Here is a 20730-nt window from a genome sequence, read left to right on the forward strand (position 1 = left end):
TGATACTTTTCTTATCTTTCTCCTGAAAAAACCCAAAAACTCTTGAAAAACGGGCGTTTCACCTCAACTTCGCCAGAACTCCAAGATGGTCTTCGTGATAGGGCATCAGGTCCTTTGCATTAAGAACCTCAAACCTGGGCTCAAAAGCTTGTTCAAGTTTCTTTACCTCTGCCTTAAATATCTCTTTTGGTTTTGCTGCGGTGTCTATACTCCGCGCTTTAATGGAAAGCAGGAGATATCCATCCTTTTTTAAAAAACATACTGCATTCCTTGCAGCAATTTCGGCCTGGTTGGGCTGTGCAACATCCTGAAAAATAAGGTCCACAGGCTCAACGAGATGGGAGTAACTGTCAGGCTTTCCCGCATCAGCCATAATCGGGTGGATATTTTTCCTCCTTGATGCAAGCCCTATAAGATCTCGCATGCTCCGTGGGGCAAATTCAACGGCGTAAACTGCACCTTCTGAAACAATATCCGAAACATGGCTGACCGTTGTACCTGAAGCCGCACCTAAGTAGAGAACCTTCGAATCTTCCTTTAGTGGAATATCGAATTTTTTCAGGACCATGGCTCCAAGCTTGCTCCTCCGAGGGTCCCAGGTCCGGTATTCAACTCCTTCAACCGTAATCAGTTTTTCTCCATAAACGGTTTTTCCAGGGTCAAGGTTCTTTGTAGCAAGCTGTCTTTTGTCTTTTATAACTTCAAAGATCCCATCCGATATCTTTTTGACTTCAGGCATTTACTTCCTCCTCCTTCTCTTTGGCTTTTCTCCGCTTTCCTGCTTTTTTTGAGGAGGCCTGGGGTTCAAAGTCCTGATCTGTAGGACTTTCGCTTCAAGTTTTTCCATAAGAGAGGGATCTTTTTCTCCTGAATAAAAATCAATGCGCACAGCAAGGGAAAGCTTTGATGCAACAGCTCTTGCTACCTTTCCCCTTACCCACCAGGGCGCAGTATTTATCAGAGGGTGACTGTAGATGATCCCGTGCTTTGGAGATGGAGCCCGAGCCCGAAGATGTTTGAAAAGCGCCTTGCTGGCTCCTATAACCTGAATGGTGCTGGAGGGAAACGCAGCAAGTTTTTCGAGGTTTCCTGCAAGACTTATTAACCTTGCTCCAAGCATTGGGCCTGCAATAAGCTTCAGGTTGGGTGCAACCAGTTCCATGCTGTTCTCAATGTAAGCCTCGATCTGTCTCCGCTGTTCATAGAGAATGCACACGTTTTCTGCAAAACCTCTAAGGAGTGCTTCATCCGCAGGTTCAAGTTTTGCACCCATTGAGTTTATGGCTTTCGAATAAAGCGGGTCTTCAGAGCCGACATTTTTACGGGAACCATATTTTACAATAAAAAGTGCAAGGTCTTCTCCACCTAACCCGCTTTCCGGAAAATAACCTCCGTACCATTCAGAAAGCCTTTCAGACAGGGCATTTGTGGTTTCATTTATATCGTTCAGGGCCTCTACAGCCTGAATAATTCGCTGGTCAGGAGTAAGAGCACCTGAGACCTGAAGTTTTGCCGCCTCCAGAGTAACTTCATGTAAAAGGGAATAATATTCGGCAGTGGATTCTGCAAACCCGGACCTGATAGCTGCAGCTTTGAGGTCAAAGCCTTCAGGAGGAAGATCTGCCCTGCTGTTCCTTAGATCTAGAGAATGAAGGGCAAGCTCCCGGATGTCTTTTGAAAGAAGTCTGGACCCAAGAATTTCTCCGTCTCTGTCGGTTTCAATAGTTCCAAACCAGGTATTGATTTTCAATCCGGACCCCCGGAAATGTCCGCACCCCTGTTCCTTCCCTTTGTGAGTAAAACTCTTCCACCAAGGGACTCGTCAAGCATGCGCTGGGTTTCTTGCTGGAGTCTTTTGCCTTCCTCCAAGCTTCCGACAATGCCGTAAACTACCGGCCCGAAAGAACTGATACCTGATCCACTTGCGCCGTTGTCACGCATGTAATTCATGATATCCAGAACAGGCTGTGACTGAAGTCCGACTTCCCTTTTCTTAAAACCTACAGTCTGGATGTGGTTAATTGCCTTGCCAAAACTTTCCAGGTCTTCCTCGACAAGTGCAGGAAGCATCTGCATGAGGATTACGTGGGAAATTTCCTGAACTTCGGCAAGGGGAACTGGACAATACTTCTTGAAAATATCCACTTCTTCCGCATCGTGAGCCCCTTTACCTTCAGGAATTGCAAGGACAATAGACCAGTCAGGAAAGTCTCTTCTGAAAAGGACAGGACCAGGCGGTACGTGGCTGGCTGAAGAAGGAGAAAATGCGCCTTTATCCTTGAACTTATGTCCCCCATCCAGAATAAAGCCACCATTTTCAAAAGCAGCAACCCCTATCCCGGATGTGCCTCCCCTGCCGACCGCAACTGCAAGTTCCCTAACGCTTTTTCCCAATCTATAAATTCTGTTTACGGCTACTGCTGCTGACAGTGCGGCCTGGGTCCCGGAACCGAGCCCCACATGATCAGGAAGACTATCTTTAATATGCAGCTTTATTCCTTCTCCTGTTGGAAGAAGGGCCTGTACAGCTTTTTGCATTTTACTTGCTAGAAGAGGATTGCCGATGATCTCTATATTCTCAGCTTCACTTGCAGAAATTTCCAGGCCGGGATATTCCAGGGTGATTCCCGCTCCCCCATCGACCCTGCCTATCTCTGCATTGAGGTCTATCAGGGTAAGATGAAGTCGGGATGGAGTCACTACTTTAATCATGTCTATATGTACCTCGTTACCTATTCATAAAGCTTAGGAATTAAACTTCCGTTAGCTCAGGAGCTAAACTTTCGTTTCCCCCAAAGTTTTTCCTTAATAATCGAATAAGTAAAAGATAAAGTTTTCCTGTTAAACATGAATTTAAGCATTGGAAAAATCAGGGAATATACCCTTACACGGATTTCAACATCCCCCCTGAAATCCATCATCGGATTCATGAACACAGGGTTAATGGAGAAATTGCAGTGCCTGCATCGGCTGTAGGCCAGTCCCGCAATAGAATGTAAAAGCCCACAGAGCATGCCCGTGTCTGCTGGATCGGAAAGGCCAAATGTCACATTAGATTCCAGACGTTTAATTTTTATCCCATTAAGCAAATCGGAAAATAGGCGAAATAGCGGTTTTCTGAGAGATCTGAATGCTTCCAGGCCCCAGTGAAGCATTTCTCTGGGGGTCATTTCTTCTGGAGCTTCTTCAATCTCGGGCTTCTTCTTCCCTCTTATCTTTGAAATTATACCCCATTTTTCTTTCTTCTCGTTCCTTTCTGTTAGTTTTTCTTTTCTTTCCCCTACTTCTGTTTGTTTTTCATTTTCCTCCCCTACTTCTGTTCGTTTTTCTTTTTTCTCACTATCTTCTATTCTTTTTTCTTCACCCTCACCCATTTCTATTCTCTTCTCTTCGACCTCTTTTTCTTCAACCTCCCTTTTTTTCTTCACTTCAGCCTTATCCTGTGGTTCTATAGTGACTCGTACTTTTTCCGTGTTATTCAGATCGATCTCACTTTGTTTCCCTTTTACTGTTTTGTCTTCATCCGATTTCTTCGGTTCTTCAGGAAAACTTTCGCTTTCTCCAGGTTCCTCTATGGAGAAGGTATGGGAAAAGAGCAGCCATTTTACAGTGAATACGCCTCTAAGTTCTTTCTTTTCTTCGAGACTCAGGACCTTAAGCTTGAAAGTGAGACCTATTGCTGTAAAAAGTACAAATAAAATCAACAGAAAAACCAGCAGAAGAACAGTGATTACCAGCATATTGATAGGTTATGGAGAAGAGGATAGTCCTGACTATCCTGAAAAACCATACTTATTCCATTCCCTGGAAGTCCCTGATATAGGTTTTAGTTCCAGAAATTCGATGGAAACTTTAGTGGGAACATCCCTCTTCTTCAATCTTGACTTCGGTTCTTTCTACAGTTTCCTTTTCCGGAGTTTCTGTTCCTTTAACTTCCTGTTCCTGCAATTTTTCGTCTTTTTTGTTCTTGCCTCTCATGCCTTTGAGCTTGTCCATAATCTCAGGCACAAGATCAGGAATTGAGCTAAGGATTGAACCTGCATCGCTTCGCTCAGAGAGCCGGAAGATTCTGGCTTCTTCTTCAGAAAGCATAATAAATGCCACAGGTTCTATCTTCGCACCTGCCCCTCCACCTCCGCCATATCCCGACTCAGTGTCTTTCTTGCCTTCTCCTCCACCGGCTCCAAAACCCATTACAATCCTTGATATTGGAATAATTGTTTTACCAGCAGCAGTAATCGGGTCTCCCACTACGGTTTTTGTAGTCGCAATTCTCTCAAGTTCACCTGCAATTTCTTTAATAGTGGCTTCTACACCCAATTTTTCATCCCCTTTTGTATATCGTTTCATATATTGCGATGATAAAGTTTTTCATTTTTTATTTTTAATCTAATTTTAGATACATTAAATTTGGGCTTAATCATATTTGAGTAATTCTGCACCTGAGAATTTAAATCCCGTTTTAATTTCAGGGACCAACTTATTTTTATCGTTTTCAAAGGCTATTGTTCTTTTACGTGGGCAACTTAAGTTTAATCCTCCCTTTTTTGAATGTAATGAATACTTGATCTTTATTTTTTGATTAATGAAAATAAGTCAATATAAAATAAGATATTCTATTAAGTTAAGTGACATGGATTATCCCAATAAATATAAATTACATAGGCAATATTTTTAAATTTTTGATTTATTCAATTTAACATAAATACAGTATATTTATATTCTATTATTTGAATTCCAGCTCAATTAATGGAATTTACATAAGGAGTCTTATAAAAGATGAACAAATTCTTTGAATAAGAAAATACTTTTTCATTCGCGCATTTATGTAGGTATTCAGTGTAAACTCCACTTATTTACAATGAAAGTTTCACCCTAAGCTTCTTTTAATGGACGGAGGAATTAAAATAAAAAAATTAAACACTTTGTTAGTAGCTATTTTCATATTAGCATTAATATCAAGTCTTGGAGCTGCGACTGAGATTATAGTGCAGCCAGGAGATTCTATTCAAACTGCTGTAAATAGTTCGTCTTCGGGCGATATAATTACTATAAATCCCGGAACCTATATTGAAAATATCATAGTAACTAAAAATGATCTTACAATCCGGTCAAAATCAGGAAATCCTGATAACACAATAATTAAAGCCAAAAGTTCAGGGGCTAATGTGTTCCTCCTGCAAGGAGACAACATAAAGATATCTGGACTTAAGGCTGTAGGAGCAACCCGATCCGGCTATTCAGGAATCTGTCTATCTTCATGCAGTAACTGCGTAATCGAGAATAACAAACTTTTGAGCAATTGTTATGGAATCTATCTCCTGCGTTCCAAAGGGGACAAGCTGTCAAAGAACACGGCTACAAATAATCTACAATATGGAATTGTACTTGGGACTGCTACAGACAATACCATTTCAGGAAATATAGCCCTTAATAATGGTCGTGGGATCCATATTGGCAACTCTGACGGTAACACACTCTCAGGCAACACCGTTCAAAACAACAATATTTATGGGTTTTATATCTGTGGCAAAAGTGACACAAACAAGATCTACAACAATTATTTCAATGACACCAATATGACTATTAAAAACGGAATCGGAAATTCCTATAACACTAAAAAAACCGCAGGTACTAATATTGTGGGCGGCCCTTACATAGGAGGTAACTTCTGGGGAAAACCCAATGGTACAGGATTTTCCAATACTGCAGTAGATAACGATAGAGACGGAATTTCCGATTCTGCATATAAAAACATAGCAGGCAGCATCTATTCTGACAATCTTCCTCTAGTTGTCTATAAGCCCAAGTCGACAAAGCCGGTTGCTGCATTTTCTGCATCTCCTACATCCGGAAAAGCACCATTAAACGTTAAATTTACTGACAAAAGCACAGGAACACCTGCTTCATGGTACTGGAACTTTGGAGATGGATCAAAATCATACCTCCAGAATCCGGTTCATAAGTATTCGAAGGCAGGGGCCTATAATGTTAGCTTAATAGTAAAGAATGCTGCAGGACGTAGCACGGTAACAAAAACAGGATATATAAAAGTGATATCAAAACCAGTTGCTGCATTCTCTGGATCTCCTACATCCGGAAAAGCACCATTAAACGTTAAATTTACTGACAAAAGCACAGGAATACCTGCTTCATGGTACTGGAACTTTGGAGATGGATCAAAGTCATACCTACAGAATCCGGTTCATAAGTATTCGAAGGCAGGGACCTATACTGTTAGCTTAATAGCAAAGAATGCTGCAGGACGTAGCACGGTAACAAAAACAGGATATATAAAAGTGACAGGAACTTCGCAAACTTCGACGGCTGCACTTTTTGCGTCTTCAACTCCTACTGCTGCACTTTCTGCATCTCCAACTTCAGGAAAAACTCCACTAACCGTTGACTTTACTGATAATAGTACGGGCTCACCAACTTCCTGGAAATGGGATTTTGGAGATGGGACAGATTCAACAGAACAGAGTCCGACACATACATATTCAGCTGCAGGAACTTACACGGTTAAACTTACAGCAACAAATGCAGCAGGAAGTAACACTGTAACAAAACCAGATTATATTATAGTAACAGCAACGTCACAAACGCTGACAGAAACTTCGCAAACACCTGTTGCAGACTTCTGGGCTTCTTCACTCTCAGGAAAAGCACCACTAAATGTAACATTTACGGATACAAGCACAGGATCTCCAACTTCATGGGAATGGGATTTTGGAGATGGGACAGATTCAACAGAACAGAGTCCAGCACATACATATTCAGCTGCAGGAACTTATACGGTTAAACTTACAGCAACAAATGCAGCAGGAAATAGTACAAAAACCAAATCAAATTACATTACAGTAACAGGAAATTCACAAACGTTAACAGCAACATCACAGACGTTGACCGAAACTTCACAAATGCCCGTTGCAGATTTCTGGGCATCTCAACTTTCAGGAAATGCACCACTAGATGCAACGTTTACGGATACAAGCACAGGATCTCCAACTTCGTGGGAATGGGATTTTGGAGATGGGACATATTCAACAGAACAGAGTCCAACACACACATATTCAGCTGCGGGAACTTACACGGTTAAACTTACAGCAACAAATGAAGCAGGAAATAGTACAAAAACCAAATCAAATTACATTACAGTAACAGGAGCTTCACAAACGCTGACCGAAACATCGCAAACACTAACCGAAACTTCGCAAACGCTGACCGAAACTTCACAAATGCCTGTTGCAGATTTCTGGGCATCTCCACTCTCAGGAACAGCACCACTAGATGCAACATTTACGGATACAAGCACAGGATCTCCAACTTCATGGGAATGGGATTTTGGAGATGGGACAGATTCAACAGAACAGAATCCAACACACACATATTCAGCTGCAGGAACTTACACGGTTAAACTTACAGCAACAAATGCAGCAGGAAGTGGTACAAAAACTAAATCAAATTATATAAAAGTAGCAAAGTGACCACAACTTTGAAAACGATTGTAAATCTCCTGGGGCTCTTCAGTCTCAGGTAAAGATGCAAAAGGCAGTAGCACAAAAGTCATGTATGGATGTCAAGTATCTAAAAATGAGCTTGAAATCTAAAAGTAGATAAAAATGCCTGAAGGTAAAGAGGAGTGGGGGCTTATTTATCGAATCTTGAGAGAGGATATACTCGTATGGAATATCCTAAGGCTTCGATTTCAAAATCGAAGCCTTTAGGACTTACGCAGTTGAACTGAAAAATCAACCGCAACAGACCGTTAACTGTTTAAAACGGGACTTTAATCCACAGTCTTTGACGTAATTGATTCTGTTTCTCAAATGCGGAAGTCCTATCCTTATTTCCTGGAAAATCCATGATCTTCATCTCTAATCTTCATCTCTATGCAAAAGTCAAATTTTATGAACCTATCTCGGCATCGCAGCACTAGTGCATCGATTCTCAAATACATATTTTTCACGATTTTCCAAAAAATTCATTTCTGACATACTTTGGAATAGATACACTATTTCTTAACTCATTTTAGCTAATATGATATTTCCACTGCCTTAGCTTGACGTTTTTGTGCTGAAATACCTGTGTTTCTACGCTGATTTGCTTCATTCAGACTCTTTCTTAGATCAAGCCGTTCTAATTAAAAAATTATTACGAAGTGATACTCGAAAGAGAAAATTTTAAAAATTGACAAAGAGTTCAGATTATTAACATAATTTATATGAAAAATAAATGAAAGATGGAGATACAGGATAAATGAAAGCTAACAAAAAACTGAACTCAGTAGCCTTAGCCTCAGCAATTCTAATTTTAGCATTAATTCTCTTTTCTTCTACGGTATCGGCAGCTGCCGAGAAATTAGAAGAAGAACAATTTACTTTTACAGAGGAACAAAGCAACGACACTCAGTCTGAATCTTCAACTCAATTTTTGGGATCAGCACAGAATATCAATAAGGTATATGGAATAAATTTTAGCCCCTATATGGATGGACAAAGTCCAGATTATGGGTCTCAGATAGATAAAAATCAAATCACGAATCGTATGAAAATAATAGCACCATATACTAAGTGGATACGAACTTATGGGACGGAAAACGGTCTGGAGTATTCTGGCCCAGTGGCTCATGAGATGGGGCTCAAGACTGCAATTGGTGCATGGCTTAGTGGAGATACTGAGGCCAATGAGAGACAGATAAGTAAACTTATCGATGAAGCTAAGGCCGGTAATGTTGATCTAGCCATAGTGGGCAGTGAAACGCTGCTAAGAAATGATCTTTCAGAAGATCAGCTTATTAAATATATCCAGCGTGTTAAACAGTCAGTGCCCGCCGGTATCAATGTTACAACAGCTGATACATATAGCGAACTTCTGAATCACCCTAAAGTAATGGATGAGTGCGATGTTATCATGTATAATAGTTACCCCTACTGGGAAGGTATCAGCATTGATAAAGCAATGGAAGTTCAGGATAGTCGCTATAAGAATTTAGTTAAGAATGCAAAGAATAAACCAGTAATAGTCTCAGAAACCGGATGGCCCAGCGCAGGAAACACGATTGGAGATGCTGTGCCATCACCTGAAAATTCTGCCAGGTACTTAAATGATTCTGTCTCATGGGCACATAAGAATAACATTCAGTATTTTTACTTTGAAGCATTTGACGAAACATGGAAAAGCGTTCATGAAGGCCCCCAGGGTGCTCATTGGGGAGTATGGGACAAAGATGGCAATATGAAGCCTGGAATGGAAAAGGTCTTTCCACCGGAGACAGCCCCTAAGGCAAACTTTTCTGCATCTCCTACATCCGGAAAAGCACCATTAAACGTTAAATTTACTGACAAAAGCACAGGAACACCTACTTACTGGTACTGGAACTTTGGAGATGGATCAAAGTCATACCTACAGAATCCGACTCATAAGTATTCGAAGGCAGGAGCCTATAATGTTAGCTTAATAGTAAAGAATGCTGCAGGACGTAGCACGGTAACAAAAACAGGATATATAAAAGCGATATCAAAACCAGTTGCTGCATTCTCTGGATCTCCTACCTCCGGAAAAGCGCCATTAAACGTTAAATTTACTGACAAAAGCACAGGAATACCTGCTGGATGGATATGGAACTTTGGAGATGGATCAAAGTCATACATACAGAATCCTACTCATAAGTATTCAAAGGCAGGGGTCTATACTGTTAGCTTAACAGTAAAGAATGCTGCAGGACGTAGCACGGTAACAAAAACAGGATACATAAAAATTACATAAGAATTACATAAAAATTACATAAAAAGTATATAAAAATTATATAAGAATTATATAAAAAGTGTATAAAAAGTATGTAATAGTTGTAACAAAACCAGTTGCTGAATTCTCTGCAACTCTAACCTCTGGAAAATCGCTATTAACGGTATAATTTAATGACAAAAATACAGAAATTCCTATTCATGGAAAATGAGAAATCATTCACCGGCCTTGACATGTGAAGGATTCGGAGAAGAGTAGTTCATGGAGAAACTTGAGTAGAAGGAATAGGGATTTTTTGAACTCGCGCCCAATTAGCCAGCGCTGCGGTTTACTACAGATAAGGGCATTACACTCATCATAGCCCGCTAACAAAAAAGGAGAAAATCGAGGTTGAAATCCCCTAGCAAATGATTATCTGCAGAAACTGCAACCCTTCCAGAGAGAAAAAAATAATGGCTCTTCGTTGTTTTGTGTGGATATTCTCGTAATGTACTCATTAAAAACAATACGGTCTTGAATTGAAAATCATCTTATCCATAGAAAATGACTAAGAGCCGAAATAATCCGGAAAAATGAGAATATTCAAGATGGGGAGCCATTATCATTGGAATTGAAATCATTTTTTCCCGAACTGCCTAAAACGGCGGCGTAGGTACTAAAATAGGTCCAAAATTCTTAAAGATCGAAACGTACCGAAAATGTTAAAAAGGATGTTACATAAACGTGTTTTTAATATCATATGAAGGCAAATAGGAGCAACTAAGACGTCACCAATTGAAATACAAACCTCAGTATGTGCATTGTTGTTTATGTCTATCTGTGTAGCAACTTTGTTCTTCAGCTGTAAGCTTTTTGCCTGGAGATACTCAAACTATAATAAAGTTAACAAATTTATGAAACTAATAAAGTATAATAAAGTATAAGGAAGAAATAAACACCGCTTTTAGTTTTTATAGTTAGTTATGTCCATCTTTAATTCTTTCAATTTTTTCATTTTCTTTATTACATTTATGCTTTTAATTTGACATTGTTTTCTCCCAAAATTATTTCGCTGTTTAAATCCCTTTGTTTTATCCCAAAATGACTTCGCAGATTCAAAACCATTCGAAAGTCCAGTGAATGATACAACAAAAGGCGACGAAATATGCTAAACTTCAGTGGTTTTCCGGGAAAACGACTGTATTTTTCTTGAACCGGTGCTACTCTCCATTTTCAGCATTATTTATAATCCTCAAGCTTTCTTGAGGATTGGAAATTGGGGAATTTTAATCCGGCTAAAATGGAGAATTATTCACCGGCTTTGACATTAGTATAATCTCTGTATTTAAAGCACGGAAGACACGGAAATCAGTAGTAAAGGCGTGTTTCTTCCGTGCTTTCCGTGTTTTCCGTGGTTGTAATACCCAGATCGAACCACTATGTGACCGACTGCGTTTTCCGTGTTACAAAATTCCATGTGACTTTAAAATAATATTTGCGCCATAAACTGTGTTTATTTTCTTGTTATGTATATATTTGAGAATCGATATACTAGGATAATTCTTTCGTTTTTCCCAATCACAAAAGAAGGCAGGCGAGCATCTAGTCTGTGTGGCACAGGTCCTGGTAGAGGGAAAATTCACTAAGGCAGGCCAGATAAGCTTGATAAACTACTACTTCTGTACGCAGAACAATCTTGTAGAAAACTAAATCAAGAACTAACAGAGATCAGGCAAGAAAATGAAGTGATTTTCCTAAAAACTACCATGTTCTTTCCCTGATCTTGATCGATAGTTCTTAGTAACATTTTTATTACAATATTAATAAAATTCTTTTAAAGAAGGTAGGTATACTATCGATTAGAGAAAATGACAAATATATACTATGCATATCCTCTTTAATTGCAAATTCACTGCTTTGCCATTATTTGTGTGTAAAATATTTGGAGGACTCAATAGACAATGCTTTCTCAAGAGCTAAGAGATTCAGAGTACTTTATCAAGGTATTAAGGCAACATCTGCCTGAATTAAAAGAAAAGTATAGTGTGAGTTATCTTGGGATCTTTGGATCTTATATTCGTGGAGAGCAGACCAAAGATAGCGACCTTGATGTACTAGTACAATTTGATAAGAAACCAGGACTTTTAAAATACATTGAACTAGAAAACTATCTCAGTGATCTCTTAGGGATAAAAGTTGATTTAGTAATGAAAAGTGCACTTAAACCTAACATAGGAAAGCGAATCCTAAATGAGGTAAAAACTCTATGAAAGCAGAGAAAAGAGATCCTATAGATTTTTTAGTGGACATACTTGAGTCAATTGAAAATATAGAAAATTTTATTGAAGGATTTGATTTTGAAGAGTTTTCTAAGGATAAAAAAACAATATATGCAGTGGTACGAGCTCTTGAGATCATTGGGGAAGCAACAAAAAATTTGCCAGATTCACTAAAAATTAAGTATCCTCAAGTTCCTTGGAGATATATGGCCGGATTTCGAGACAAAGTAGTACATGGTTATTTTGGTGTTGATCTTGAGGTTGTTTGGGATACGGCAATTGAAGACGCTCCTTCTTTGAAGCCTTTAATAACAAAAATTCTAGACGAAACGGAAAAGGATTAAGTTAATTTCTTAATGGGATACAATAGGACTCTTTTTTAGAATTTACGTTTGTAAAAGCTGTTTATATTTTATTCATCTTACTTCAGAAATAAAAATCGAGGATGTAGCTAAGGTAAATCGAGTCATTTTTCCTCATGCAGAGATCACTTTTGCTTCTTTTTTAATTCCTTCAATAAGGTATGGGCTTATCGACCCTTCGGTTAGTAAATCGACTTTTACTCCAAGAAACTCCGATAGCTCTCTCTCAATTCTTACCATAGTGAGCAGACCTTTAGTTTCGGAAAACTCTACAAGAACGTCGATATCACTTTCTGGTCTTTCTTCTCCTCTTGCATAAGAGCCAAAAATAGCTACCTTTGTTGCTCCTTCTTTCTTGAGGAACGAAGATATTTTTTCGAATAACTCTTTATTTTGGGAAGCACTCTCCATATCAGCATAATTTCGTTTGTTACAATTTAAACATTCCTGATGAAAGAGAGCCACTTGTTTTGTCTTAGAATATTTTGGCTCTTCGTTGTTTTGTGTGGATATTCTCATAATATTCTCATAAAAACCAATGCTGCCTTGAATTGAAAACCGTCTTATCCATAAGGAATGACGAAGATCCTATGTTTGTGTGTAAAACCTGTGCATTTTACCCATTTTTGACCCAGTTTTGACCTAAAAATGAGAGGCAAAAAATGGGTATTTTTGCAACGAAACCTAAAATTATAATTCTCGCACAAGACGAAAACCAATATCTTCATGCGCAAAATTTTTTGAGCAAGCGGTTCGAGTTGACGACGAGCAACTTTCAGCTGCGACATAGTATCCACCGCCCCGGAGAACATGTAAAGAGCTTTTATCATCTAACCAGGCACTGCCGTCAGAAGGAGCGCCTTTATAGTTACCGTGCCAAATATCCTGAACGAATTCTTCTACATTACCATACATATCATACAAGCCCCATGGATTCGGTTTTTTCTGACCGACTAGATGATTGTCGTCATGCGAATTTTCGCTATACCATGCATAGTCTCCAAGTTTGGATTCATCATCACCAAAGAAAAATTTTGTAGTTGTTCCTGCACGACAAGCATATTCCCATTCAGCCTCAGAAGGCAAACGATACTTGTGAGTTTTATCCATTTCATTGAGTTCTTTGATAAATATCTGAACAATATTCCATGAAACATGATTAACTGGAAGATTTTCGAATTTGAATAAATAAGAATGAAAAAGACTCCTGCCCATAACATCAGACCATTGCTTATTAGTAACAGGATATTTACCTAAGAAAAAAGGATTTTTGATCGTTACTTTATGAAGAGGAGTTCCTGTTTTATCTGTGCCCCTTATATCCTCAGAGGATCCCATCATGAATTCACCTTCAGGAATTAAAATGAATTCCATTTCACTTATTATGTTAGAAGGTGAAGGATTAGATATACTATTATCAATGTTCGTAAAGACAGGTGAAATCTGCAAAAGTTCACTAAAATCAAGGTCTTCAAGAGTGTATTCAACTATATTTTTTGAAATATTCTCTCCTTCTAAGCAACCATACCTCAATAAGTTAATTAGTCTATCATCCATTTCCCACTTTTCAAGATCTTTATCTATACTTGTCTGCATTAAAGCAAATTCCTGCAGCTGAGTCAAAATTTTTCTGTTTGAATTTAAAGCGTAAATAATTGAGTTCCATTTTATGCTTATTGCAATGAATTTTGCAAGTTTTTTGCAATTCCAGATATTTTTAGGAACGTTTTCTTCCATCTGGGAAAAAAGACCAGTTCTTTTTCCTATAGTTAGCTGGAAACGAAATTGATTAATAAACTGCTTTATCCTGCGAGGGTTATAATCCAAAGCCGGAGCAACCATTTCTAAAATAAGTTTTGAGGTCTTAAAATTTTCCACACAATCTCTACTGTACTGAATTTCCTGCTCATCTGGATCATCCTCTATTTTATTTGATTTAGTAACTTCAGTTTCTTGCTCTTCGGATTGATTTTGCACAGATAAACTATTTTCTTTGAGAGATTCATCAGGATGAAAGTCTTTTGATGCACTTGATTTGTTCATAGGTTTAAATGGACTTAAAGAAGTTTCAGTTTCATCTGTTGACATTAAAAATTTTAAAAAATCATCGCTTTTTGGTTTGGGCACTTTAAAAGGAAGTTGAATGAATTTTTCAATAAAATCATAGCCATACTCAAGCCCTTCGATCTTCAGGTAGTCAATTACTTTCTCATTTTTAGCAGCAATTCCTGCTGAGATAACTTTCCGATCGATACCTAACACAAAATAAATTTTGGAATCGTCTGAAATCATAAGGTTAATGGATTGCATGAGTTCTGCTGCTTTTGGAACTTCACAACGATCAAGGTCATCAATAAAAACATAGACTTTTGAATCTCCGACATAGGACTTAACTATTTCATTGAAATCGGAATAAAATTTCTCTCTAAAAGAAATGCGATCCTTATAATTCGTGTTTGATTCTATTTTTTTAAAACCAAAAGGATCTCTAAGCACACCTATGAACCATTGCTCAGTAGAAAAATATTTTATAAGACCGATGAGTGGAGCTGAAATCAGAATAAAACTTGAAAATTTCTTGAAAATTGTATCATCTATAAGAAACGGTAACGTTATTCCCATGTAATTTAAAATATAGGTCACAACTAAAAATAAGAATAAAAATATAAGTATAAACGAAAAAATAGTCCACAAAACATGAACCAGAACGAGGAAATTGTTTTTGAATTTAAGTTTATATCTAAGAAATAATAATTTAACTCTTGATTTTTGTCGGCGCATCCAAGAAAGTTGTGTCGACAATTCATCCATAAAATTAAGTGCAAAAGATGCCCATAGTTCCTCTTCTTTGTCGTACTTCCAGGCATTGAACCATACTGTAAAATATTCCATTTCTTCTTTTGCGTCATTTTTTTTGTTAGCTTCATTTTTTTTATTTACTAGTTCTTTTAATTGTTTCATGAAAGAAGATTTACCGCATCCCCACTGTCCTTCTATGGAAAGAGTAATAGGAGGTAATGTGTCTTTGTCGGTAAGAAATTCTACAATAGCCTCAACGTAAGGTTTGAATCCAAGTGAATCTTTTGCTGTTGCATTATCATTTTTCAGATTTGGCAAAGAATTTTTCCCTTCACTTATTTGATATAGGAATTTAACATTCAAAAACTATATTAATTTTTATTTTTAAGCAGTTTGTGTTCTTCTCAACCATAATATATCTTGAAAATATTTCGCATTTAAGGAATTAGGTATATTTCTGCTTAATTGGAAAAATGCATAGATTTAGGGTAGAAAGAAATCAGATTATCCTTTCTAAAGAGACACAGAGGAAAGTAAAACAAAAACTTGTAAAGAGAACAATTGATAAGTTACCGGTTACATTTCCATATATCTTCAAGGCATTCCTAAAGTGTAAGAAACCACCAGCACGTAATAATTGGTTTGAAAACCTTGAAAAATGGAGCTACAAAGCCAGTGTTACTCCAAATTTTGATAGTAAAAAAGACCACAAAATCAATTAAATTTTGAAAAAAATTTCGTCACACTTTCATTGAAATCATAATTTGGGGATGAGAACCAATCCCATCCCCATATTCAGCGTAGCTAACGCAATAGCTTCGCTGACAAAAAAAAGGAGTTTTAGGCGTAAGGGTTACGTAGCCCCTTGTTGACGCCGAAAGTCTTGCGCTCCTCAACTGTCTTCTGGTTCTTGTCGATCTTCTCCTTCGCGAGCTTCCTGAGTAGATCGAGACCGGGTTTGACTTCCTCAATGGGTTTCGTCTCGAACAGACCCGCAGCAACCGCTTTGGACCAGATCTCGTTTCCTACCTTGGTGCGGATGAAAACCGTAGACCAGCCGTCTGGGCTTCCGACCGAGCCGGTTGAAATATCGGCGAGGTTAGAAACATAGTCAAGACAAACGTGGCAGCCTGGCTGCTCGTACTTGTGGGTTGCCTTGAGTGGAACAGTGGCAACGTTCCCACGCTCGGTATAGACCCAGAACTTGCCCTTCGTGATCTCCATCTTCTTCACGGAGCCGAGGCTCTGAGCTGCGTGGTCCTCGACAATGCTCTGCAATGACTTGTACGGGAAGTTCTCCATGCAGAAAAGCCCCACTGTAAAGGCAACCTTGCCTGGGACATCCCGCATATTGATAGGATAAAGCTGAGCCTTCCTCACTGCCTGCATCTGGCAGCAAACGCCGGTGACCCCGACCTTATCGAGGCCAAAAGACCTGGTTGCTTCCTTGAGCCAGGAGATCTGGGGGCTGATGCTGTATCTAGTTCCTCGTGCCTTGAGGATGTCCTCGCGGGTCATCGCAACTTCCGGCTTTGGCTGCCAGGGTTTGTCACCCTCGCCTGCAACAATAGTTCCGTCGATGAACCCTTCTTCGAGGGCATAGACCATGAGAGAGGTGGCGATTCCGCCGTCCTGAGCTTTCTTGAGGATCTCTTTGTCCGTGCTCCGTGCCGAAACGCATGTCACGTATTTGCCGAGATATGGATCTTCAATCATCACTCTCACCATCCTTAAGCGCTTTAGCAATTATCTCGCTGATGTTCTCAAATTCAGGAATCACGTCCAAGTTGAAGAACGACCTCGGGCAGGCGCCATAGCAGGAACCGCACTTGATACAGAGGTCACGTTCGCCCTGAGGTTTCCCGAACTCAAGAGTAATCGCATGCACTGGACAGGATGCAGCGCAAGTGCCACAGCCCATGCAGAGGCCCTGGTTGATCACGTCGTACATAAGGTCGCAGAAACATCCGGAAGTGCCGCGCTTCGCAAGGTCCATAAGGGGCTTCAAGTACTTGCCTGCAAGAGCCTTCTGTTCCTCGTTTCCTTCAAGGAGCAGGTACGCCATGACAGCGACGTTCCTTATAAGCTCCGGGCTCGGGGGACATCCAGGGATGTAGACATCCACATCAATAAGGTCTCCTATTGGGAGGAAAGACTCGTGCTGTGGCTGGTTGTGCTGCCCGCCGCGGCTGAACCGGGTGATATTCCCGTAGCATGCGCAGGAACCGAGGGCTACCACGATCTTGGACTTCTCCCGAGTCTCCTTTATGTCCTCCACGGATTCATGGTCCTGGAGGCAGACCGATCCCTCAACGAGCGCCACGTCCATCTCTGGTATATGCCGAACGTCAGCAAGAGTGAGGCAGTATACGAGGTCGGCATAGTCGTCCAGGATCTTGATGAGTCCCAAGTTGTTGTCGGCCAGGGACACCAGGCAGCCGGTACAGCCGCTCATGTGTACATGACCGATCTTGATCTTATTTGTCACTGGTTTTTTCTCCTTTGTAGCTTCCGCCTTCTTCTCCATCGCAACCTGAGCAGGCTTTGCTTCGCCGCCCATGGCTTTCGTGACGGAGTTAAGCAGTCCCATAGTTCATTCCGATTTCCTTCAGTATCTCGGATACAGCGTCTGGAATGGATCTTTTTACCTCGTCTGTAATCCCGATGACCATTTCAGGGGCAGAAACGTATTTCTTCTGGCATGCAAGGACACGGACCCGAATATCATCCTTAATGTACTGGAGCGGCTCGGTCAGGTCCCATGAGTGGGCGTCCCGGTAGCTCCCCACAGGAAGCTCGTCAACAGAGAGCCACCTGAGCTCACCGGGTTCCCCTCCAAAGTCCGCAATGTCCACAATGATAAGAGTCTTTGTGGACTCAGGGTTGAGAAGAGTAAAAACAAAATGTGGACCCCCTAGCCCTGCGTCAACAACCGTGATATTCTCTGGAAGTTTGAGGTCCTTGAGTTTCTCCACAACTGCAGGTCCGAACCCATCGTCCGCAAAGAGCGGGTTCCCACAGCCTGCCACCACGATCTCGGAGTACAGCGTTTCCATTCACTTCACCACTGCATGAGCTTCTGGGCGACTATCTTTTCCTCCTCGTTCACCACAATCATGTGGGTTGCGCACGAAACGCACGGGTCATAGGCCCGGACGACCATCTCGGCAATCTGCCAGGGAGCTCCAGTCAGAGCACGGCTACAGGTAGGGAAGTTCCAGGTTGTGGGCACAAGCATATCGTACCATAACACTTTCCCGTCCTTCACCCGTGCGAGATGGATATTGGTTCCACGCGGAGCCTCGTTCGCGGCCCAGCCCATGGACCCGTCTCCCTGAGGAATATGATCGGCAAGGACCTTACCCGAGGTGTTCAGGTTGTCAAGACATTTGAGGATGGTGTAGCAGCAGTCTGGGTATTCCATCTGCCTGGCAATATGCTGGGCGAAGGTGCCTTTCTCATCGAAGTTCTTGAATGTGGAAAGCCTTGCCCTCGGACCGACTTCAACAGGCTGCCCGTCGTAGGTTGGGACACCTGTGCAGGCCTCCATCTGGGGGTTGGCTTTGGTGCCGACTTTCGTGGTGCCTCCGACCGGGTAGCTCGGGTCCTCAAGATCGATTGTTACCTCACCCATGTACCAGTCCCATGGCCGGGTTTCTTTCCAGCGAGTGAAATCCCATGTGGGATTCTCGTCCAGACTGGATGACCCGTACATGGAGGATGTGGCCATAACCCCCTGGTTGTGGTACCCGAGTGTCTTGGGAAGTGGGATCTGCTTGCCTGCGACTTCGACAAACTCCCGGTTCTGCATGTTCCTGATGACATCAAGCATGAATTCCATCTGCTCGTGAGCAAGGACAAGGCCTTCTTTTGCCAGGTCAGCCATTTTCTGCTTTGCCCTGGGACTCACATTATGGTACATCCCACCGATCCTCGGGTTGGATGGGTGGATCGCCTCGCCGCCTGCGATGGCTCCAATAGTCTGTCCGATCTCACGGATGCGGACGATCCTTGCCATAACACTCCTGTCAGGCTGTTCGTTGGCGAACAGGTTAAACTTCTTTTCCGTCCCCGGTATGTAAAAGTCCGGGAGGATCAGGATGTTGTGCAGGGCGATGCTATGGATACGGTTCGCGGCATGAAGAATGGTCCGCAGGAGTTTTGCGTCCGTGGGGATCTCGCAGCCAATCGAAGCCTCCATGGCCTCGGTACTTGCCAGGGTATGAGCAATGGGACAGATACCGCAGACCCGAGAAGCAATCTTCGGGACCTGTTCCATTGTCTTACCTATGGCTAGCTTCTCAATACCCCTTACCGGGGTGATAGAAAGCCAGTCTCCTCGCTCAACAATACCCTGATCATCTACCTTCAGGGTAAGCTTGGAGTGGCCTTCAAGTCTTGTGGTTGGAGAGATTTCTACAACTTTCGTCAATGGTATGCCTCTTTTTCGATTCGGTGTTATTTAGGCTGTACCGTGGTTAGGCACTCTCTGTGCGATTATTCTAAGATAGTTACTCGTACATGAAGTACGTTAACCTCTTAATTTCTCCAGCGCGTAGTACCTCAGTGTATTAAATATTTGATTTATAACGATAAATGGTTGAAAACGCGATATTACATAAATCCTTCTATCAATATAAAGAAGGATAATAAAATAATATGTATATTTTTTTCAGATTATAACTCGGATTTTATATTGAAGATAGTACTTTTTATGACAACGAAAATATTGAAATTAGGAGAATATTAAATTCATAAATGGTACAAAGATTGCTTATTAAAGAGTATACTTTGACCAATTATAAGGTCATTAAAGCGCTAGAAATAAAAAGCGGTATAAATTTTAGGATTTGTGTCTTTATATACGTGAGAAATCTCCACCACCTTTTAGCCTTGATCTTTGTACCATTTTTTCAATTTAAATGTTTATTTTCTTTCAGAGTATATATCTGTTCTTGTATCAATCGTCAGCTTTATGTAGTTTGTTTTAGTGCAGCCCCACTGCCGACATTATTTAAGATATTTGACCTGGTAGTATAAATTCCGGATTTGGAATGTTTGCGTTGGATTCCTGGTTGTAGAAGTATTTCCGTCTCCAAAAGTTCATTTCCATATTAGAGGTGCCTGGAGAAAAAAAGACTCAGTTCCAAAATCCAGTACTTAGATTCAGACGCGAACATGTTAATAATTATCAGACTGTTGCAGACATAGCCTTATATTTTGTATAAGCCGTCACCCCAAATTATCAATCACTCAAAAAGATTCAGGCTATCTTATCAAGCTCATCCGAGCTATAAATTAAGCAGCAAGCATTGTCGAAAGATCTAAAATCATACTTTTAAGCTATCAGGGGAAAAATGATACTGAAATGTCCAGAGAGTTGAAAGTAGATAATAAGAGAGACCTCAAGACATTAGCACCAAATCACGGGCTTTTATAATTACTTGCATGCATGAAGCCAAAAAATCCTGGTTATCTTCATGAAATCTGAACTTAGAGACTTCTTGCGAAATATATTAAGAGAATTGTATCAAAGAAGGAAAACCTGATTTATCTTCGAGAAA

The 20730-nt window shown here is 40.5% G+C and carries 16 protein-coding genes; 4 read left to right on the plus strand and 12 right to left on the minus strand.

What is annotated here, in order from left to right:
• Window positions 1-58: 58 nt before the first annotated feature.
• The 5 genes from MSVAZ_RS16415 to MSVAZ_RS16435 all read right to left on the minus strand — a co-directional run bounded on the left by MSVAZ_RS16415 (window position 59) and on the right by MSVAZ_RS16435 (window position 4350).
• Window positions 59-739 carry a fibrillarin-like rRNA/tRNA 2'-O-methyltransferase gene (locus MSVAZ_RS16415; RefSeq protein WP_048122720.1) on the minus strand — a complete coding sequence of 227 codons (681 nt, stop codon included), beginning with the start codon at window positions 737-739 and terminating at the stop codon, window positions 59-61.
• Window positions 740-1750 (minus strand): NOP5/NOP56 family protein, encoded by a 1011-nt coding sequence (locus MSVAZ_RS16420; protein WP_048122722.1) that lies wholly within the window; start codon window positions 1748-1750, stop codon window positions 740-742.
• On the minus strand, window positions 1747-2712 hold the full coding sequence (locus tag MSVAZ_RS16425; protein WP_048122724.1) for a beta-ribofuranosylaminobenzene 5'-phosphate synthase: 966 nt from the start codon (window positions 2710-2712) through the stop codon (window positions 1747-1749). The genes MSVAZ_RS16420 and MSVAZ_RS16425 overlap by 4 nt, the downstream gene beginning before the upstream one ends.
• Window positions 2713-2768: 56 nt before the next feature.
• Window positions 2769-3704: a DUF2953 domain-containing protein gene (locus tag MSVAZ_RS16430; protein WP_232316139.1), complete on the minus strand. Its 936-nt coding sequence runs from the start codon at window positions 3702-3704 to the stop codon at window positions 2769-2771.
• A gap of 148 nt (window positions 3705-3852) precedes the next feature.
• On the minus strand, window positions 3853-4350 hold the full coding sequence (locus tag MSVAZ_RS16435) for a GerW family sporulation protein (protein WP_369799527.1): 498 nt from the start codon (window positions 4348-4350) through the stop codon (window positions 3853-3855).
• A gap of 539 nt (window positions 4351-4889) precedes the next feature.
• Between MSVAZ_RS16435 and MSVAZ_RS16440 the strand changes: the two genes are divergently transcribed.
• Entirely contained in the window at window positions 4890-7487 is a 2598-nt protein-coding gene (locus MSVAZ_RS16440) for a PKD domain-containing protein (protein ID WP_084626179.1), read from the plus strand.
• A gap of 772 nt (window positions 7488-8259) precedes the next feature.
• Window positions 8260-9768: a PKD domain-containing protein gene (locus MSVAZ_RS21900; protein WP_052728017.1), complete on the plus strand. Its 1509-nt coding sequence runs from the start codon at window positions 8260-8262 to the stop codon at window positions 9766-9768.
• 1303 nt (window positions 9769-11071) lie between these two features.
• Here the strand turns inward: MSVAZ_RS21900 and MSVAZ_RS21620 are convergent.
• Window positions 11072-11203, minus strand: a complete 132-nt coding sequence (locus MSVAZ_RS21620; RefSeq protein WP_269746785.1) for a hypothetical protein — start codon at window positions 11201-11203, stop codon at window positions 11072-11074.
• 484 nt (window positions 11204-11687) lie between these two features.
• Here MSVAZ_RS21620 and MSVAZ_RS16450 point away from each other — a divergent pair, with 484 nt between their 5' ends.
• The gene (locus MSVAZ_RS16450; RefSeq protein ID WP_048122730.1) at window positions 11688-11996 is read left to right on the plus strand and encodes a nucleotidyltransferase family protein; all 309 of its coding nucleotides are present in this window, start codon (window positions 11688-11690) and stop codon (window positions 11994-11996) included.
• Window positions 11993-12349 (plus strand): HepT-like ribonuclease domain-containing protein, encoded by a 357-nt coding sequence (locus MSVAZ_RS16455; RefSeq protein ID WP_048122732.1) that lies wholly within the window; start codon window positions 11993-11995, stop codon window positions 12347-12349. Before MSVAZ_RS16450 ends, MSVAZ_RS16455 begins: the two co-directional genes overlap by 4 nt.
• A gap of 132 nt (window positions 12350-12481) precedes the next feature.
• On the opposite strand, the gene MSVAZ_RS16460 is transcribed toward MSVAZ_RS16455, so the two are convergent.
• From MSVAZ_RS16460 to frhA, 6 genes are all read right to left on the minus strand, one after another.
• A complete protein-coding gene (locus tag MSVAZ_RS16460; RefSeq protein WP_048122734.1) occupies window positions 12482-12778 on the minus strand; it encodes a nucleotidyltransferase family protein in 297 nt (98 codons plus the stop codon).
• 279 nt (window positions 12779-13057) lie between these two features.
• Window positions 13058-15484 carry an SUMF1/EgtB/PvdO family nonheme iron enzyme gene (locus MSVAZ_RS16465; protein WP_048122736.1) on the minus strand — a complete coding sequence of 809 codons (2427 nt, stop codon included), beginning with the start codon at window positions 15482-15484 and terminating at the stop codon, window positions 13058-13060.
• Between the two features lie 522 nt (window positions 15485-16006).
• Complete coding sequence (frhB, locus tag MSVAZ_RS16475) at window positions 16007-16882, minus strand: coenzyme F420 hydrogenase subunit beta (protein WP_048122737.1); 876 nt, start codon at window positions 16880-16882, stop codon at window positions 16007-16009.
• Window positions 16875-17756: a coenzyme F420 hydrogenase subunit gamma gene (gene frhG / locus MSVAZ_RS16480; protein WP_048122739.1), complete on the minus strand. Its 882-nt coding sequence runs from the start codon at window positions 17754-17756 to the stop codon at window positions 16875-16877. The genes frhB and frhG overlap by 8 nt, the downstream gene beginning before the upstream one ends.
• The gene (frhD, locus tag MSVAZ_RS16485) at window positions 17743-18222 is read right to left on the minus strand and encodes a coenzyme F420-reducing hydrogenase, FrhD protein (RefSeq protein WP_048122741.1); all 480 of its coding nucleotides are present in this window, start codon (window positions 18220-18222) and stop codon (window positions 17743-17745) included. The genes frhG and frhD overlap by 14 nt, the downstream gene beginning before the upstream one ends.
• A 5-nt stretch (window positions 18223-18227) precedes the next feature.
• Window positions 18228-19598, minus strand: a complete 1371-nt coding sequence (gene frhA / locus MSVAZ_RS16490) for a coenzyme F420 hydrogenase subunit alpha (protein ID WP_048122743.1) — start codon at window positions 19596-19598, stop codon at window positions 18228-18230.
• Window positions 19599-20730 lie beyond the last annotated feature (1132 nt).

The sequence above is a fragment of the Methanosarcina vacuolata Z-761 genome (assembly GCF_000969905.1).
GTDB classification, from domain to species: Archaea; Halobacteriota; Methanosarcinia; order Methanosarcinales; family Methanosarcinaceae; genus Methanosarcina; species Methanosarcina vacuolata.

Bases quoted from the DNA above. Each gene is read 5' to 3' on its own strand.
- MSVAZ_RS16415 (WP_048122720.1), bottom strand. From the start codon at position 739: ATGCCTGAAGTCAAAAAGATATCGGATGGGATCTTTGAAGTTATAAAA.
- MSVAZ_RS16425 (WP_048122724.1), bottom strand. From the start codon at position 2,712: ATGATTAAAGTAGTGACTCCATCCCGACTTCATCTTACCCTGATAGAC.
- MSVAZ_RS16435 (WP_369799527.1), bottom strand. From the start codon at position 4,350: ATGAAACGATATACAAAAGGGGATGAAAAATTGGGTGTAGAAGCCACT.
- MSVAZ_RS16440 (WP_084626179.1), top strand. From the start codon at position 4,890: ATGGACGGAGGAATTAAAATAAAAAAATTAAACACTTTGTTAGTAGCT.
- MSVAZ_RS21900 (WP_052728017.1), top strand. From the start codon at position 8,260: ATGAAAGCTAACAAAAAACTGAACTCAGTAGCCTTAGCCTCAGCAATT.
- MSVAZ_RS21620 (WP_269746785.1), bottom strand. From the start codon at position 11,203: ATGGAATTTTGTAACACGGAAAACGCAGTCGGTCACATAGTGGTTCGA.
- MSVAZ_RS16450 (WP_048122730.1), top strand. From the start codon at position 11,688: ATGCTTTCTCAAGAGCTAAGAGATTCAGAGTACTTTATCAAGGTATTA.
- MSVAZ_RS16455 (WP_048122732.1), top strand. From the start codon at position 11,993: ATGAAAGCAGAGAAAAGAGATCCTATAGATTTTTTAGTGGACATACTT.
- MSVAZ_RS16460 (WP_048122734.1), bottom strand. From the start codon at position 12,778: ATGGAGAGTGCTTCCCAAAATAAAGAGTTATTCGAAAAAATATCTTCG.
- frhB (WP_048122737.1), bottom strand. From the start codon at position 16,882: ATGATTGAAGATCCATATCTCGGCAAATACGTGACATGCGTTTCGGCA.
- frhG (WP_048122739.1), bottom strand. From the start codon at position 17,756: ATGGGACTGCTTAACTCCGTCACGAAAGCCATGGGCGGCGAAGCAAAG.
- frhD (WP_048122741.1), bottom strand. From the start codon at position 18,222: ATGGAAACGCTGTACTCCGAGATCGTGGTGGCAGGCTGTGGGAACCCG.